Origin of the sequence: Halomarina pelagica, from assembly GCF_024228315.1 — an archaeon.
Taxonomy (GTDB): domain Archaea; phylum Halobacteriota; class Halobacteria; order Halobacteriales; family Haloarculaceae; genus Halomarina; species Halomarina pelagica.
Genome location: NZ_CP100454.1, coordinates 233,939 through 246,848 on the forward strand (window position 1 = coordinate 233,939; position 12,910 = coordinate 246,848).

Below are 12,910 nucleotides of genomic sequence, written 5' to 3' on the forward strand. Positions count from 1 at the left end.
CAAGCAACCCTTTCGTGAATCATCATCCATTTCGAACACTATACTGGCATCGTGACAGAATCCACAAGACGGAGCGACTAATGGGTAGGTCAATCTACTGAGTGACAAGAGGAAACACACTATGCGAGTCGAATTCGATCGCGATACCTGTACAGGTATCTTCAACTGTGTCCATGAGTGGGAGAAGTTCATCGAGGACCGTGATGCAGGCAAAGCGACGCTCGTCGGGAGTGACGAAATCGAGGACGACCTCTATGTTCGAGACGTCCCCGAGGGCGAGGAGTTCGATGCGGAAATGGCAGCTCGTGTCTGCCCAGTGGACGCCATCACAGTCTATGATGATGAGGGCGAACGGCTGGTTCCGTAACTCGGTCACTCGATGCGGTCACGACGACTAGAGTGTACGAATCGAGTGGAAGAGAGAAGCCGACGTCCCACCGTTCCGATTACCAGAATTTGAGATTTCGCTTGATAGCCTCGCGTTTCATCTCCTGAATCTCTTCGGTGATCGGGATGTCCTTCGGACAGACCGTTGTACACGAAAACTGCGTATGGCACTGCCAGACGCCGTGTTCTTTGTCGAGGAGTTCCAGCCGTCGTTCTTGTGCATCAGCCCCTTCGCGTTCGTCCATGTAGAACCGATAGCCCTTGACGATCGCCGCCGGTCCAATGTATTCGTCGTCGGTCTGCGCCGGATTGCACGACGATGTACAGCAGCCACATTGGATACACCGGGAAGCCATCTTGATCTGCTCGCGGTTCTCTGGCGACTGCCGCTGCTCTTCTAGCTCACCGGTGGGGAGGTCGTCGGGCTGGAAATACGGTTCGACGGCCTCCATCCGTTCGTAGAAGTGGTCCATGTCGACGACGAGGTCTTTGATGACCGGCTGGTGAGGCAACGGCTCAACCCGAATGGGTTCGTCGAGATCCGAAATCTGCGTCTGACAGCCCAGTCGCTGTCGTCCATTGATGAAGAACCCGTCACTGCCACAGACGGCCATTCGACAGGAATGGCGGAACGTGAGCGACGAGTCGTACTGGTCACGCGCGTAGATGAGCGCATCGAGGACTGTCATGCCCCGTTCGTAGGGGACGGCAAAATCGTCGAATCGGGGTTCCTGTTTGGCCTCGACATCGGGGTCATACCGAAACACTTCGAGCTGGATCGTGTCAGTGTCGGCATCGACAGCCCGCTCGGCTTCAGCCTGGGACTGAGCAGCCATCGCCCGCTCTCGTTTCCGCTCAAGCCGTCGCTGCTGGGGTGTCTCTTCGTCGGCAGATTCGGGCTTCGTCGGAGAGGATGACCGTTGAGAGCTCATAGGTTTCCTTCTGGGGAGTCAGGACCATCCCGTTTCGCAGCGAGAACGAGCAACGCAGTACTGTCTGCCTTCGCAACTGGAGAGATCTCCTGTGCCCCATCGAAGTGAACTACATCGCCCTGATTCACCTGATATGGTTCCCCATCGAGCTGGAGTTCGAGGCTGCCAGAGACGAGGTAAAGTACGATTTCTCGATCCGGATGCGCATGCGGTTCGACATGCTCTCCCTCGGAGAGGGTTAATCGGATCGTCTTCGGTTCCTCACTGGGAAAGGCGTTCGCGTGTGGTGCCCCTTCGAGTTCTGATAGCGATTTGATGTGAACCATAGTGTTTGAATCGATGAGTGGACGGACTCACAGCCTGCTGCCGCCGTTCGCTGCGTTCGTGACGTTATTCGATGTGAGCGCGGACGACGTGGCCGCCACAGCCACATTGTTCGATATACTCCCAACGGACGTCCTCCGCCCCGAATCGCTCACTGAGAGCGTCATAGAGGTACGTCTCCGGGTGGCCATGCGCTTCGTGGGTAACGAGATTGACGTGGTGGCCACTGGTCGTGTGTTCGATGGCCTCGATCGCGTGTCGTTCGAGCAAGGATCGATCATCTGCGTACTGCGGCTTCTCGAGATTTGCCGACCACGAGTTATCGTGCGTGCGGTCGGTGACTGGTTCCGTGTCGCCGTGGCCGTGGTCGTGATCATGGGAGTGGCTTGCCATATTCGTCTGTAGGTTCGCTGGTATCAAAAGAAGTCGGGTGACGAGTCTCTGGCTAGATGGTGTATTGGGGAATTCTTCTCGTAGGTATGGGCATGCTAGTTGGCTGTGTCGGATAGCTCCTCTTACAGGTAGCCCCGGGATGCAGACGACGCTCTTGGTACCAACGAGCCGTCCAACTCTTGCTTTTGATCGCTCTTACGCAAAGCTACGGAAAAGTCAGTGCATTCCGCCGACATCTAGCGGATATGTCTAAAACCCAGCCAGCCTTCGGCGGAATGCTTCGAAACCTAATCGACGACGGTATCTTAGAGCTTCGGACCGAGCCGCTCGACGCCCTCGTCGAGCGGCGTCTCAAGCAACTCTGGGAGCACACACCGTGCCCTCGCTGCGGAAATCGGACGATCAGAACGTGGGAGCACTCCGATCGTGTCTGGTGTCGCAGCTGCCAGTTCAAACCCGCCTACACCTACGGCACACCCTTCAGCGAGAAGGACCTCCCCGCAGGCGAGGTCCTTCTCGCGTTCATTCTCTATGCAGATACCCTGCTCAGCATCAATCAAATCGCGATTGTGCTTGACCGCGCGTACAACACGATTCACACAGCAATTCGTGACCTGGAAGCCGCGCTCGAGCGCGGCTTCCCAATTGTCTGGAACCGTCTCAAACGACCGCACAGCGGCCCGTTACAAATCGATGAGAGTGGCAAAGTCTGCTCAGGATACAAGGGCCAAGACCCGCCGCGGCCCGGACGGGCTCGCGGCGGGTCGTCTCGAACTGGACGCACTCGATGGCAAGGACGTCACGGTGACCAACTGACGCTCGTCGCGGCCTGCCGCGACGAGCTCACTGTCATTCGCGCGAAGAAAGGAATCCGCTACGAGGGTGATCTTGGACCGGTAATTGAGGAGGCTGAAGACCTCTCCCAGCCACTGGGAGAGGTCTGGACCGACGGTCTCCAAGCGTATCGCTGGATGGAGTACGACCACCGGACGGTCGTTCACAAGGAGCGGTACGTTTCGCCGGACGGCGTCCATATTAATCAGGTTGAGTGCCTGTGGTCACTCCTGCATCCGTGGCTGCGGAAGTTCCGCGGCCTGTCCAAGCAAGGCTTGGAACAGGCCGCTCATACCTTCGGCTGCGTTCGATCCTTGAACAGGATCGGCGCGTCGCTGTTCGCACTCATCGATTGCTTCGCCCTCCACCGTTTCCGTAGCTTTGCGTAAGAGCGATTCTGGTGTAGGACTCTGGCGGAGGCATCAGTGTACCCGCCTCGTTGTGGCGGAAACGATCTCCTATCGGCCGACGGTTGAGTCCACTCGCTCCTGGGCAAACAGGTCAAGGACGACCTTCGAGCCGCCGAGTATGACGGGGCCGACGAACAGGCCGATTGCCCCAAACAGAACGATTCCTCCGAAGATTCCCACGACGATGGTCGCGACGTTGAGCGCGCCGCTCCGGTTGATGATCGCCGGGCGAAGATAGAGGTCCGAGGCGCTGACCAACGACCCGTAGACGAAAAGCAGTACCGCTGCGGTGGGACGACCGATTGCGAACAGGTAGCCCGAAACCGGAAGCCAGACACCGAATGCCCCAACGAGTGGGAGCAACGTGAGGACAAACGTCGCCACGGTCAAGAACACAACCCCCGGCATGCCAACGAGCGCCAATCCGATGCCGAGCAGTAGCGCCTGGACCCCCGCGACGGCGACGTTCCCGATAACGGACGCCCACATGAGGGCGTCGAGTTCTCTAAGCAGTTCCCGCTCCACACGATCAGAGAGCGGGACAATCGACCGCAGCCATGTGACGAACTGTTCACCGTCTCGCAATAACGCAAAGAGTACGAAGACCGTCACGGTGAGTCCGATCAGCACACCAGGGAGACCGCCGATGACGGTTACCGCACCGGTTGCGAGACGCTGCAACCCGCCAGCGATTGGCTCTTGATATGTCGCATACAACAGATCGAGATCAACTACATAGCCAATGGTTTCGAGTCGATCCTGAAGGATGTCAAGACTGAGTCTCCCTTCTTGGAGGGCGGTTAGCAGCCCTAGTCCCTGCTGAATTGCGACTGTGAGGAGATATGCGACCGGGATGAAGAGGACAAATACCGAAAGCGAAATGAGGGTGAGGGCAGCCGTAACTGCGCTCGTGTAACGTTCGAGCTTCCGTTGTGCGGGTGCAAGGACGTATGCGAGGACGATCGCGAGTAAGATATACTGAAGCTGTGTGAAAACGAAAAGTAGGCCGAGAACGCCGCTCACTATCGCCAAGACCGACAGTACAAGATGGTCCGAAAACCAATGCTGACGGTCTCCCTGTTTAGTCATATTTGATATAAAGACCCCTTCATTCTTGACTTATGTGTACAGAATCGAGCATCTGTGAATGGTCGTCATTGGCTTCGAGCACTGCCACAATTAAAACGGGTGCAATCACATCAAAGTGTGACTCAGCGACATTCAAACGATCGTACGATACTCCCTCGTGACATTGCAATCGAACGCCCTGTGAATCGCACGTAAAGAATCTACTAAGGCGCGGATGAGTCGGTGTCAATACCAGTCCTTTTCCGTTATTAGCGTCTCTTTTCGGTGTGTCTTTCTCGTTGAATTCTCTGGCAGTTCAGGGTTTGGCCTCGACGGCTGTGACGGCCGAGATGCTCGTCGTCTTCGCCCTCATTCTCCTCGCGCTCGTGCTGTTTGCGACTGAACGGTTCCCGATTGATGTCACCGCCATCTTGGTGATGGTTCTGTTGATGGTGCTCGAGCCGTGGACGCAGATTTCCCCGCGGGAGGGAATTTCGGGGTTTGCTAACCCAGCAACGATCACGGTGCTGGCGATGCTCATTCTAAGTACGGGGATCAACCGAACCGGCCTCGTTCAGTTGATCGGCCGGAAAATGATCGCATTCGCCGGGACTAATCGGCGCAAGCAACTCGCCGCGACGATCGGCGTCACTGGGCCAGTCTCGGGATTCATCAATAACACGCCGGTCGTCGCGATTCTGGTCCCCGTCATCGCCGATCTCGCACACGAGGGGAAAACCTCGCCCTCAAAGCTGCTGATGCCGCTGTCGTTCGCGTCGATGCTCGGGGGGACGCTCACACTCATCGGGACGTCGACGAACATCCTCGCGAGCGATATCGCGGCGCAACTCGGGGCGGAGTCACCTGGCCTAGGGCTGCACGCGTTCGGGATGTTCGAGTTCACCAAACTCGGCATCATTGTCTTCGCCGTCGGTGCCCTCTATCTCATGACGATCGGCGTTCGACTCCTTCCCGAACGAATCCCAGCCGACGAGGACCTTGTCGAGGAGTACGCCCTCCAGGAGTACCTCGCCGACGTAATCGTCCCGGCAAACTCGCCACTGATCGGCCAAACTGTCGGGGAGGCGCTCGGCGACGACGACCTCGATATCGACGTGTTACAGCTGATTCGCTACGGTGAACGGTTCGACGAACCCCTTGCTCGAAAGGAGATTCACGAAAATGACACGCTCCGACTCAGGACGAACCGAGAGACACTCAAGTACATCATAGATGCGGAAGGACTCACACTGTCGGGCGGTCCGCGAACCGAAGACGACCTGCATCCGGAGGAGGAAGAACCCATGCTCGTCGAAGTCGTCATCCCGTCGGGATCGTTCCTCGTCGGGGAAACGCTAGCGAGTTCGTCGTTCCGACAGCGCTACGACGCGAACGTGCTCGCCTTTCGCACCCGTGGTGACGTCGTCCGGGACCGATTCGAGGACATCCGTATTCGAGTCGGAGACACGATTCTCGTCCAAGCACCGCCCGACAGCCTCACACGACTCGTCGAGAACGAGGATTTCATCGTCGCCCACGAGTTCGACGAGGTGACCTACCGGAGCGAGAAAATTCCGTTCGCGGTCGGCATCATCGCCGGCGTGGTCGCACTGCCGGCGTTGAACATCTTCCCGATCGTCGTCTCAGCACTCGCTGGCGTCGTGGCGATGATCTTCACCGGCGTCCTCAAGCCGACCGAACTCTATTCATCCGTCGAGTGGAACGTGATCTTCCTCCTCGCCGGCGTCATCCCGCTCGGTATCGCCCTGCAGCAGACGGGTGCTGCGGCGCTGCTCGGCGATGCCGTCGCGTCGACGGCGACGTTCCTGCCGGCGATCGGCGTCCTGTGGGTGTTCTATCTCGCGACCGGGCTGTTGACGAGCGTCATCAGCAACAACGCGAGCGTCGTGTTGATGATTCCGGTGGCTGCCAATGCTGCCCAGTCGATCGGGGCGAACGCGTTCGCGTTCGTCCTGGCGGTCACGTTTGCAGCCTCGACGGCGTTCATGACGCCGGTGGGATACCAGACGAATCTCTTCGTCTACGGTCCCGGTGGGTACACGTTTTCTGACTTCATTCGGGTCGGCGCGCCGTTACAGTTCCTCCTCTCGATTGTCACCGTCCCCGGGATCGCGTTCTTCTGGGGCGTCCGCGTGTGAGACGAACCGTCCTGCCCGAGATAGTCCGCCAACGTCACCACCTCCGACTGGAGGTGTTGTACGAACGTTGATTCACCTGGCCGTCGTGCTAGATGTATGGCCGAGTTCCCAGACGAACGACAGCTCGTACTACGGGCGCGTTCCCAGTTGGACCAGTGGACGAAGAGTGCCCGGAGAGAGGCGTACGCTGAACTGTTCGAAGGCGACGATCCAATTCTCTCCCCCGAAGAGATACAACTGGTTGATGCACTCGACTCGGAACTGGAGCGACAGGGCGGCGATGGTGTCTGGGGGACCGATCAGTACGGAATCCACACGGCGGGAACCTCAAGCTCAGCTACCTCACTCGGTGTTGTCTGTGTCTATCATCCACAGATTACCAAGGACTCTGTCCTCCGTGGCGGCGACGAACTCAACGACGAGATCGAAGAGCGACTCAACGCAGCACTCTGGAAATACAGCGAGCGCGTCGCAACACTCATCGAAGCAAAACTCGACGAGTTCGTCCGTCAAACCCCACAGTAAGTCCCAAGCAGATCCACTCTCAGTTGATCGCCAGCTTCTATATTAATTCAGCAAGAGAATTGTATTTCCAGACGTTCTCTCCGCCTATGACTTTGTTACTGATACTGTCCTTATGGAGTGATGCAGTGCGAACGTTACAGCCCGTCTCTCGGTGGCTACTCAATCGTCAAGGTAAGGATCCTCAATGTGTTGGTTGCCACCAACGAGTGTCGTAAGCCACCGTGTGACGACATCGAACAGGGCAACCAGCGGGCCGAGCGCTCGTTCGACGTACGAGACAGGGCGAGCCACCCGTAGACTCCGGGACTGTGCGTGGCCGAGACCATAGGACTTGGGAACGATTTCTCCGAAGACGAGGATGAGTACACTCATGCCGAGGGTCGCAATGACGACAGCGAAGCCAGGGGGGACGAACTGAGCAACGAGTACTGTGACGATACTGGTGATAGCGATGTTAACAAGGTTGTTGCCGACCAAGATCGTAACGAGGAGTCGATGTGGGTTCGCACGTAGTTCTTGGAGTGCGAGACTCTCCGGCGATCCGTCCGCTGCAACGGACTGAATCCATTCATCTGGACGCGAAAAGATCGCTGACTCACTGCTGGAAAAGAATGGGCTCAACGCCAGCAGCATCCCGACTGCGATAATCGACGGCACCACTACTGATAGCGTGCTCATACACTTTGCGTTGGTTGGCGTCCGTATGAATACGGCTTTTGAAGAGCGTCAAGGTCCAGTGAGCATCGATGTTCCTTACAGAACCGCGTATGCCCGTACAATCATACAGTTCGATGAAGATACAGGTAGGAACATTGCGAATGCCCGGTCATCCCAGTAACTACCACAATAAGGATGGGGATGACCATGTAGGGGGCTTCGCATACAGTTTGTACAAAAGTCGCATTACCAAGAAGAGTCTCACAAGAAGTAATGAGTGAAAAAGGCACGCAGCCACACTGGTTTCCGGATCGTATTGGGTTATCGATGATGGCGAGTGTCGGCGGAATTCTCGCTGGTCTCATCGTTCTCACATAGCTTCAATACATTTTGTTAGCTATCGTACTGGCGTACGTTCTTGTACCCGTACAACAGCGCCTAGAGCGGTATTTGAGTTCGACGATGGCTGCCATTACGCTCATCGTGATTTCGATTGTCGTGATTCTCGTCCCAGTCGCCTACATCCTCACGATCGCAATTCAGCAAGGACTGGGGCTCCTAACGGTCATTCAAGATGGAGAACTCAGTCTCGACATCATTGAGAACCGGATCGAAAACATCGGATATGTGATCGATTTAGATCTGTTATATGCTACGTATCAAGAGCCGATCGCTACGGGATTACAACGTCTCGCTACCGGCGCGCTAACCGTCATCAGTGGCCTCCCTGGACTGCTGATCGGGCTCACCGTGACGATGTTTGTGCTCTTTACCCTGTTGCGAGACGGCGAACAATTCCTTTCCTGGCTGCAAGCAGTCGTTCCCGTCTCGGAGCACGTGCAGCGGGAACTGCTCAGAGAACTCGACGCCCTCATGTGGGCGTCCGTTATCGGGAACGTCGCCGTCGCGGCGATCCAGGCAGTACTCCTCGGCATCGGATTGGCGCTCCTTGGAGTTCCCGGGGTCGTATTCTTGACCGTGGCGACGTTCATCCTCACGTTACTTCCCCTCGTCGGCGCGTTCGGTGTCTGGATTCCGGTTTCGCTCTACCTGCTCGCCATCGGTCGCCCCACCGCAGCGGTACTCCTGTTCGTATTCGGATCCCTGGTTAGCGTCTCGGATTTCTACCTTCGTCCGGCCATTATCAACCGGAGCGGCGCGCTCAACGTAGCAATCATCGTCGTCGGAATCTTCGGCGGCATTGTCCTGTTTGGGGCGATGGGGCTGTTCGTTGGGCCTGTCGTGCTTGGTGGAGCAAAGGCCGTCCTTGACCTATTTGCCCAGGAGCGAGCAGAATCGTCCAGCTCCTAGGCTTGTGACTCGCTTAATCAAAAGTCCGAGGCGTGTGAATATGTAGCATCTTGATGAAGATAGGGGTGCGTTACTAGATACTATGACAGAACGCAGTCTCGACACGCTTCTCCAGCTTGTGGCTGATCGACGCCGACGGCAGGTAATTCATCATTTGCGGCACGAAGCAAACGGCAAAACGACGATCGACGACCTCGTCGATCGATTGCACAACGGTGGATCGGATGCCGTTGACCAACCGACCGACCGGAAACAGCTCGCCATCCAGTTGTATCACGCTCACCTGCCAAAGTTAGCTGACCAAGGCGTTGTTGATTTCGACCCCGAAAACGGGGCCATCCAGTATCGGTCTGACGACCAGTTTGAGACGATATTGGATTCACTCCCCGACGAACTGTCGCTAGCCAGCCCCTGAATGGTCACAACGAATCGTCGAATTAATGTCTGGAGTCAGCAAACTGAATCATTCGGGACTCTGTCCCGTTACCCCGACTCCGCGCGTGCCTCATCTGGTCGAACGATAACCGTACCGTCACGTTGAACCGTTACCCCGTGGCCATCGAACGCGAACGTAACAGTCGCGTCACCATCTGTTGAATTGGCCCCCCCATAGAACGAATTAGCATATCGAGGGCATCTGGGTCGATAGTTTCGGACCGTGGTTCGAGCACCGTTGGTTCACGGTTTGCTGCGATGGCGACCATCTCGACAACAGCCGTACTCGGGGTCACTTCTGACCAGTCAAATTCGGCCTGAATCGCTCCCCTTGTATCTGAGGTAGGTCCATCCTCGCCTCGCCGGTTCGACTCAGGCATTAAAGATACCACCAGTATTGGACCCCGGTGTTTGGGATCGTATGGTCATATAAGCGCGTCTTGTGTGATTTACTACTTCATTCATCCGGTTCAATCGTATCGAGTCGCCACGTGAAGATCGTCTTCAAAACCACGACCAGACTGTTCGTCTCGCCTTCCCCCCAGATGGCTGTCTCCGACCGCGGATCGGATGGGCTCGCGTTCTCGCCATTGACGAGGGCACTCACGAGAGTTTTCCGCCCGTCCACCATCATGAGCCGACCAGCCGAGGTGTCCGACCAGACCCAGAGCGATTCGAACATCGTCGCGCCGGGGATGGCATCCTGAATGCGGTCCTGCACCTCCGTGGAAACGCCCGCGAGCTTGATCGAAACGCCCCGATCCCCCGCCTCGCTTAACCCCTCGATGAGGTCCTCAGTGAGGAGGTCCTCGACGGTCATGTAGACGATTTCCTCCTCCGCGCTGGCGAAGAACTCTCGTACACGCTCCGTGACCGCGATCTGTCCATCGACGGTCCAGACACCGCGCTGTTCGGCTCGTCGCTCGACGGGTTCGAGTTCGCTCAGGGCTGTCCGCAGCAACTCCGTGCGAGACTGGAGTTCGTGTTCGAACGTTCGACTGGCGGTTTCGGCCGAGATGGCCCAGAATTGCTTGGGCGATGACTGCAGAACATCGACGAGTCCGCGGTCGTGTAATTCGTCGATGGCGTCGTATACTCTGGTACGGGGTACCTCCGACACCCGGCTTACATCCCTGGCCGTTCCCGTCCCGAGGCTGGCGAGCGCCACGAACGTCCGGGCGGCATATGTGCTCAGTCCGAAGTGTTCGAGCTGTTCGACGGCGGTCGCCTCTGGGTGTCCGGTGGGATCGCTACTCATCAAATTTCTGGTTTGCCTCGTCCTCTCGAACCTGCCGCGCGAGGTGGCAGGTCGGCACGCAAAAGTAAGGTGGTTGGGACACAGTACTCGGCTGCGTGCCAGTGGAGAGATAGAGTCCTGCAGGGTTATACTTTTTGTGATTAAATGGGTTACAATCTAATTCACCCATTTACGGACCTTATGTGACTCGAATATCCAATTCAGATGTTGTCACGGGGAGAGTCACAACGAATTGGTCAACCACTGTCGTATCGTTGAATTCAACCGATTTGACCAGTTTTACGCGCATCAACATCGCGCAGCGTTATGGCTTCAGTGACAATGCCTATCTGTCCCGGTGCCTAACGCCCAACCAATTCCCGGGCTGTCCGGGGAGTTGGGACACATGGATACGAACCAGAAGTTGGAGGACGCGGTTGAAGTCCTCCAGCAGCTCGGGTTGAAGGAATATGAGGCGCGATGTTTCGTCGGGTTGTCGCGCTTACGTTCAGGGACGGCAAAGCAACTCAGCGAGATGACCGAAGTGCCCCGGACGCGCGTGTATGATGCGATCCGGATGTTGGAAGCGCAAGGCCTCGTTGAGATCCAGCATTCGAGCCCTCAACAGTTCCGCGCCGTCCCCCTTGAGGAGGCGACCGAGACACTCCGGGATCAATACGAGGCTCGCGTCGAGCGACTCCACGACGCGCTAGACACCGTCGAGATCGTCGATACGGATGACGAGTCCCCCGTCCAACAGGTATGGGCGATGACCGGCCGGGACGCGATCGAGAATCGGACGAACGACCTCGTCGAGGAGGCCACTGACGAGATCGTACTCGTACTGGGCGACGAGTCACTGTTGACCGCGGATCTCATCGATACCCTCAACGAGGTCGGCAACGGGGTTGATCTGCTCATCGGCGCGTTGACCGAGACCCTTCAGGACAGGATTCAAGCGGCCGTGCCGGACGCCACGACGTTCATCTCTGGGCTGGAGTGGCTTCACGGCGAGAATGCCACCGAAGACGAGACAGCGATCGGCCGGTTGCTATTGATCGACCGCTCGACGATCCTGGTGAGTTCGATTATGCCCGAGACGAAGGAGGAACAGGCGATCTTCGGTGAGGGGTTCGAGAATGGTCTCGTCGTGATCGCGCGCCGCCTCATGGCACAGGGATTGTTGACCGTTCGTGATCCAAAGCAGTGATCTGACTGGCTGCAACTATGGGCCTAATCGGCAACCCCGCTACCGTGCGATTGTCCGTCGGTAGATGCTCGGGGGGGGGTTTTCGAGCGGTTCGATGGTGAGATATTCGCCGTTGTCGATGGAGACGCGACAGCCGCAGTAGATGAACGAGAGACAGCCACCAGTCCTGGGTTGTCCGTTCGACTGGGGCTCGAATAGCGCATCCAGAGCATTCGGGTTGAGGACGTACCCCAGCGGTCGGAGGGAACCCAGTTCCCGTCCTTCCACGGCGCTTACCGCGCGCACGACGGCCGTACTCACCGATTCGTTTGCTCCGATTTCGTACTCCACAACCCTAGTAAGGTGGGACGACCAAAAACTCGTGAGTTTTTCACCCGAATAATCAAAATCCGCCCCGCTAGAAAATTCGGGAATACTATCCACCTGACGACCCTACTTACCGGCAGATGACCAACCTCGTAGAGCGTATGAGAGCAACGGCTTCGGAGCGTGAATACTCGGACATTGTCGCGGTGCTCGATAGGATCGAGAGTTGCGTCGAGGACATCAGTCGCGGGTTCGAGCGATGGGACGACCCCTACGCCCGGGGACCGGGTCTCTATTTCGTCATCGAGCGTGATTCAGTAGTCGGGTTCACGGACCCGATGGGGACGAACCGCTGGCCGGTCGAGGACTGTGCGAGTGTATTTGATGAACCCGATGCACTCCTTGAGACGGCACGAAGAGTTGCCTTTTCCTGCGACGGCGCAGTCGTCATCCACAACGACGGTACGATCCAAGAGGAAATGGTCCGGGTCAACCAGTTATCACCGGCCGAACAGGCACGGATCGACGAACTTCCCTATGCGGAATGGATGGGTACCCGCCACATGAGCGCGCTGGAAACCGCGCCCCGCGAAGAAGTTGTCGCAGCGATCACGCTCAGCGAAGAGGACGGACGAGTGACGATTTTCACTAACGAGGGATTCGAAGACTATCTAAGGACGATGGATGAGGAAGACAAATCTGTGACTGACTGAGCCACGGGC

16 protein-coding genes are annotated in these 12,910 nt (G+C 57.1%); 8 read left to right on the plus strand and 8 right to left on the minus strand.

Annotated features, from left to right (window positions below; all coding sequences use genetic code 11):
- Nucleotides 1–121 precede the first annotated feature (121 nt).
- Nucleotides 122–367, plus strand: coding sequence for a ferredoxin (locus NKI68_RS01220; protein ID WP_254544868.1), 246 nt, complete (start codon nucleotides 122–124; stop codon nucleotides 365–367).
- A 79-nt stretch (nucleotides 368–446) separates the two neighbouring features.
- Here NKI68_RS01220 and NKI68_RS01225 read toward each other — a convergent pair whose 3' ends face one another.
- The 3 genes from NKI68_RS01225 to NKI68_RS01235 form a co-directional block, all read right to left on the minus strand.
- Nucleotides 447–1,319 (minus strand): succinate dehydrogenase/fumarate reductase iron-sulfur subunit, encoded by an 873-nt coding sequence (locus NKI68_RS01225; protein ID WP_254544869.1) that lies wholly within the window; start codon nucleotides 1,317–1,319, stop codon nucleotides 447–449.
- A complete protein-coding gene (locus NKI68_RS01230; RefSeq protein ID WP_254544870.1) occupies nucleotides 1,316–1,645 on the minus strand; it encodes a cupin domain-containing protein in 330 nt (109 codons plus the stop codon). Before NKI68_RS01230 ends, NKI68_RS01225 begins: the two co-directional genes overlap by 4 nt.
- A 64-nt stretch (nucleotides 1,646–1,709) precedes the next feature.
- Nucleotides 1,710–2,036, minus strand: coding sequence for a CGCGG family putative rSAM-modified RiPP protein (locus NKI68_RS01235; protein WP_254544871.1), 327 nt, complete (start codon nucleotides 2,034–2,036; stop codon nucleotides 1,710–1,712).
- 245 nt (nucleotides 2,037–2,281) lie between these two features.
- On the opposite strand from NKI68_RS01235, the gene NKI68_RS01240 reads away from it, so the two are divergent.
- Entirely contained in the window at nucleotides 2,282–3,259 is a 978-nt protein-coding gene (locus NKI68_RS01240; RefSeq protein ID WP_254544872.1) for an IS1595-like element ISHrub1 family transposase, read from the plus strand.
- Between the two features lie 69 nt (nucleotides 3,260–3,328).
- On the opposite strand, the gene NKI68_RS01245 is transcribed toward NKI68_RS01240, so the two are convergent.
- Nucleotides 3,329–4,369, minus strand: coding sequence for an AI-2E family transporter (locus NKI68_RS01245; RefSeq protein WP_254544873.1), 1,041 nt, complete (start codon nucleotides 4,367–4,369; stop codon nucleotides 3,329–3,331).
- A gap of 329 nt (nucleotides 4,370–4,698) precedes the next feature.
- On the opposite strand from NKI68_RS01245, the gene NKI68_RS01250 reads away from it, so the two are divergent.
- Together NKI68_RS01250 and NKI68_RS01255 are read left to right on the plus strand one after the other, a co-directional pair.
- Nucleotides 4,699–6,507, plus strand: a complete 1,809-nt coding sequence (locus NKI68_RS01250; protein WP_254546461.1) for an SLC13 family permease — start codon at nucleotides 4,699–4,701, stop codon at nucleotides 6,505–6,507.
- Between the two features lie 96 nt (nucleotides 6,508–6,603).
- Nucleotides 6,604–7,032 carry a DUF7539 family protein gene (locus NKI68_RS01255; RefSeq protein WP_254544874.1) on the plus strand — a complete coding sequence of 143 codons (429 nt, stop codon included), beginning with the start codon at nucleotides 6,604–6,606 and terminating at the stop codon, nucleotides 7,030–7,032.
- A 159-nt stretch (nucleotides 7,033–7,191) separates the two neighbouring features.
- On the opposite strand, the gene NKI68_RS01260 is transcribed toward NKI68_RS01255, so the two are convergent.
- Nucleotides 7,192–7,710: a DUF21 domain-containing protein gene (locus NKI68_RS01260; RefSeq protein WP_254544875.1), complete on the minus strand. Its 519-nt coding sequence runs from the start codon at nucleotides 7,708–7,710 to the stop codon at nucleotides 7,192–7,194.
- 369 nt (nucleotides 7,711–8,079) lie between these two features.
- Here NKI68_RS01260 and NKI68_RS01265 point away from each other — a divergent pair, with 369 nt between their 5' ends.
- Together NKI68_RS01265 and NKI68_RS01270 are read left to right on the plus strand one after the other, a co-directional pair.
- Nucleotides 8,080–9,000, plus strand: a complete 921-nt coding sequence (locus tag NKI68_RS01265; RefSeq protein ID WP_254544876.1) for an AI-2E family transporter — start codon at nucleotides 8,080–8,082, stop codon at nucleotides 8,998–9,000.
- A gap of 82 nt (nucleotides 9,001–9,082) precedes the next feature.
- Nucleotides 9,083–9,415, plus strand: coding sequence for a DUF7344 domain-containing protein (locus tag NKI68_RS01270; protein WP_254544877.1), 333 nt, complete (start codon nucleotides 9,083–9,085; stop codon nucleotides 9,413–9,415).
- A gap of 130 nt (nucleotides 9,416–9,545) precedes the next feature.
- On the opposite strand, the gene NKI68_RS23745 is transcribed toward NKI68_RS01270, so the two are convergent.
- Both NKI68_RS23745 and NKI68_RS01275 read right to left on the minus strand, forming a co-directional pair.
- Complete coding sequence (locus NKI68_RS23745) at nucleotides 9,546–9,815, minus strand: HalOD1 output domain-containing protein (protein WP_368410903.1); 270 nt, start codon at nucleotides 9,813–9,815, stop codon at nucleotides 9,546–9,548.
- Nucleotides 9,816–9,892: 77 nt separating this feature from the next.
- Complete coding sequence (locus NKI68_RS01275) at nucleotides 9,893–10,693, minus strand: TrmB family transcriptional regulator (protein WP_254544878.1); 801 nt, start codon at nucleotides 10,691–10,693, stop codon at nucleotides 9,893–9,895.
- 385 nt (nucleotides 10,694–11,078) lie between these two features.
- Here NKI68_RS01275 and NKI68_RS01280 point away from each other — a divergent pair, with 385 nt between their 5' ends.
- A complete protein-coding gene (locus tag NKI68_RS01280; RefSeq protein ID WP_254544879.1) occupies nucleotides 11,079–11,882 on the plus strand; it encodes a TrmB family transcriptional regulator in 804 nt (267 codons plus the stop codon).
- A 39-nt stretch (nucleotides 11,883–11,921) separates the two neighbouring features.
- Here NKI68_RS01280 and NKI68_RS01285 read toward each other — a convergent pair whose 3' ends face one another.
- Complete coding sequence (locus tag NKI68_RS01285; protein ID WP_254544880.1) at nucleotides 11,922–12,212, minus strand: HalOD1 output domain-containing protein; 291 nt, start codon at nucleotides 12,210–12,212, stop codon at nucleotides 11,922–11,924.
- A 116-nt stretch (nucleotides 12,213–12,328) separates the two neighbouring features.
- Between NKI68_RS01285 and NKI68_RS01290 the strand changes: the two genes are divergently transcribed.
- On the plus strand, nucleotides 12,329–12,901 hold the full coding sequence (locus tag NKI68_RS01290) for a diadenylate cyclase (protein ID WP_254544881.1): 573 nt from the start codon (nucleotides 12,329–12,331) through the stop codon (nucleotides 12,899–12,901).
- Nucleotides 12,902–12,910 lie beyond the last annotated feature (9 nt).

Excerpts from the sequence above, each read along its gene's own strand:
- NKI68_RS01230 (WP_254544870.1), bottom strand. The coding sequence starts at position 1,645 with ATGGTTCACATCAAATCGCTATCAGAACTCGAAGGGGCACCACACGCG.
- NKI68_RS01255 (WP_254544874.1), top strand. The coding sequence starts at position 6,604 with ATGGCCGAGTTCCCAGACGAACGACAGCTCGTACTACGGGCGCGTTCC.
- NKI68_RS01220 (WP_254544868.1), top strand. The coding sequence starts at position 122 with ATGCGAGTCGAATTCGATCGCGATACCTGTACAGGTATCTTCAACTGT.
- NKI68_RS01270 (WP_254544877.1), top strand. The coding sequence starts at position 9,083 with ATGACAGAACGCAGTCTCGACACGCTTCTCCAGCTTGTGGCTGATCGA.
- NKI68_RS01260 (WP_254544875.1), bottom strand. The coding sequence starts at position 7,710 with ATGAGCACGCTATCAGTAGTGGTGCCGTCGATTATCGCAGTCGGGATG.
- NKI68_RS01280 (WP_254544879.1), top strand. The coding sequence starts at position 11,079 with ATGGATACGAACCAGAAGTTGGAGGACGCGGTTGAAGTCCTCCAGCAG.
- NKI68_RS23745 (WP_368410903.1), bottom strand. The coding sequence starts at position 9,815 with ATGCCTGAGTCGAACCGGCGAGGCGAGGATGGACCTACCTCAGATACA.
- NKI68_RS01240 (WP_254544872.1), top strand. The coding sequence starts at position 2,282 with ATGTCTAAAACCCAGCCAGCCTTCGGCGGAATGCTTCGAAACCTAATC.
- NKI68_RS01245 (WP_254544873.1), bottom strand. The coding sequence starts at position 4,369 with ATGACTAAACAGGGAGACCGTCAGCATTGGTTTTCGGACCATCTTGTA.
- NKI68_RS01225 (WP_254544869.1), bottom strand. The coding sequence starts at position 1,319 with ATGAGCTCTCAACGGTCATCCTCTCCGACGAAGCCCGAATCTGCCGAC.
- NKI68_RS01275 (WP_254544878.1), bottom strand. The coding sequence starts at position 10,693 with ATGAGTAGCGATCCCACCGGACACCCAGAGGCGACCGCCGTCGAACAG.
- NKI68_RS01250 (WP_254546461.1), top strand. The coding sequence starts at position 4,699 with ATGCTCGTCGTCTTCGCCCTCATTCTCCTCGCGCTCGTGCTGTTTGCG.
- NKI68_RS01235 (WP_254544871.1), bottom strand. The coding sequence starts at position 2,036 with ATGGCAAGCCACTCCCATGATCACGACCACGGCCACGGCGACACGGAA.
- NKI68_RS01290 (WP_254544881.1), top strand. The coding sequence starts at position 12,329 with ATGACCAACCTCGTAGAGCGTATGAGAGCAACGGCTTCGGAGCGTGAA.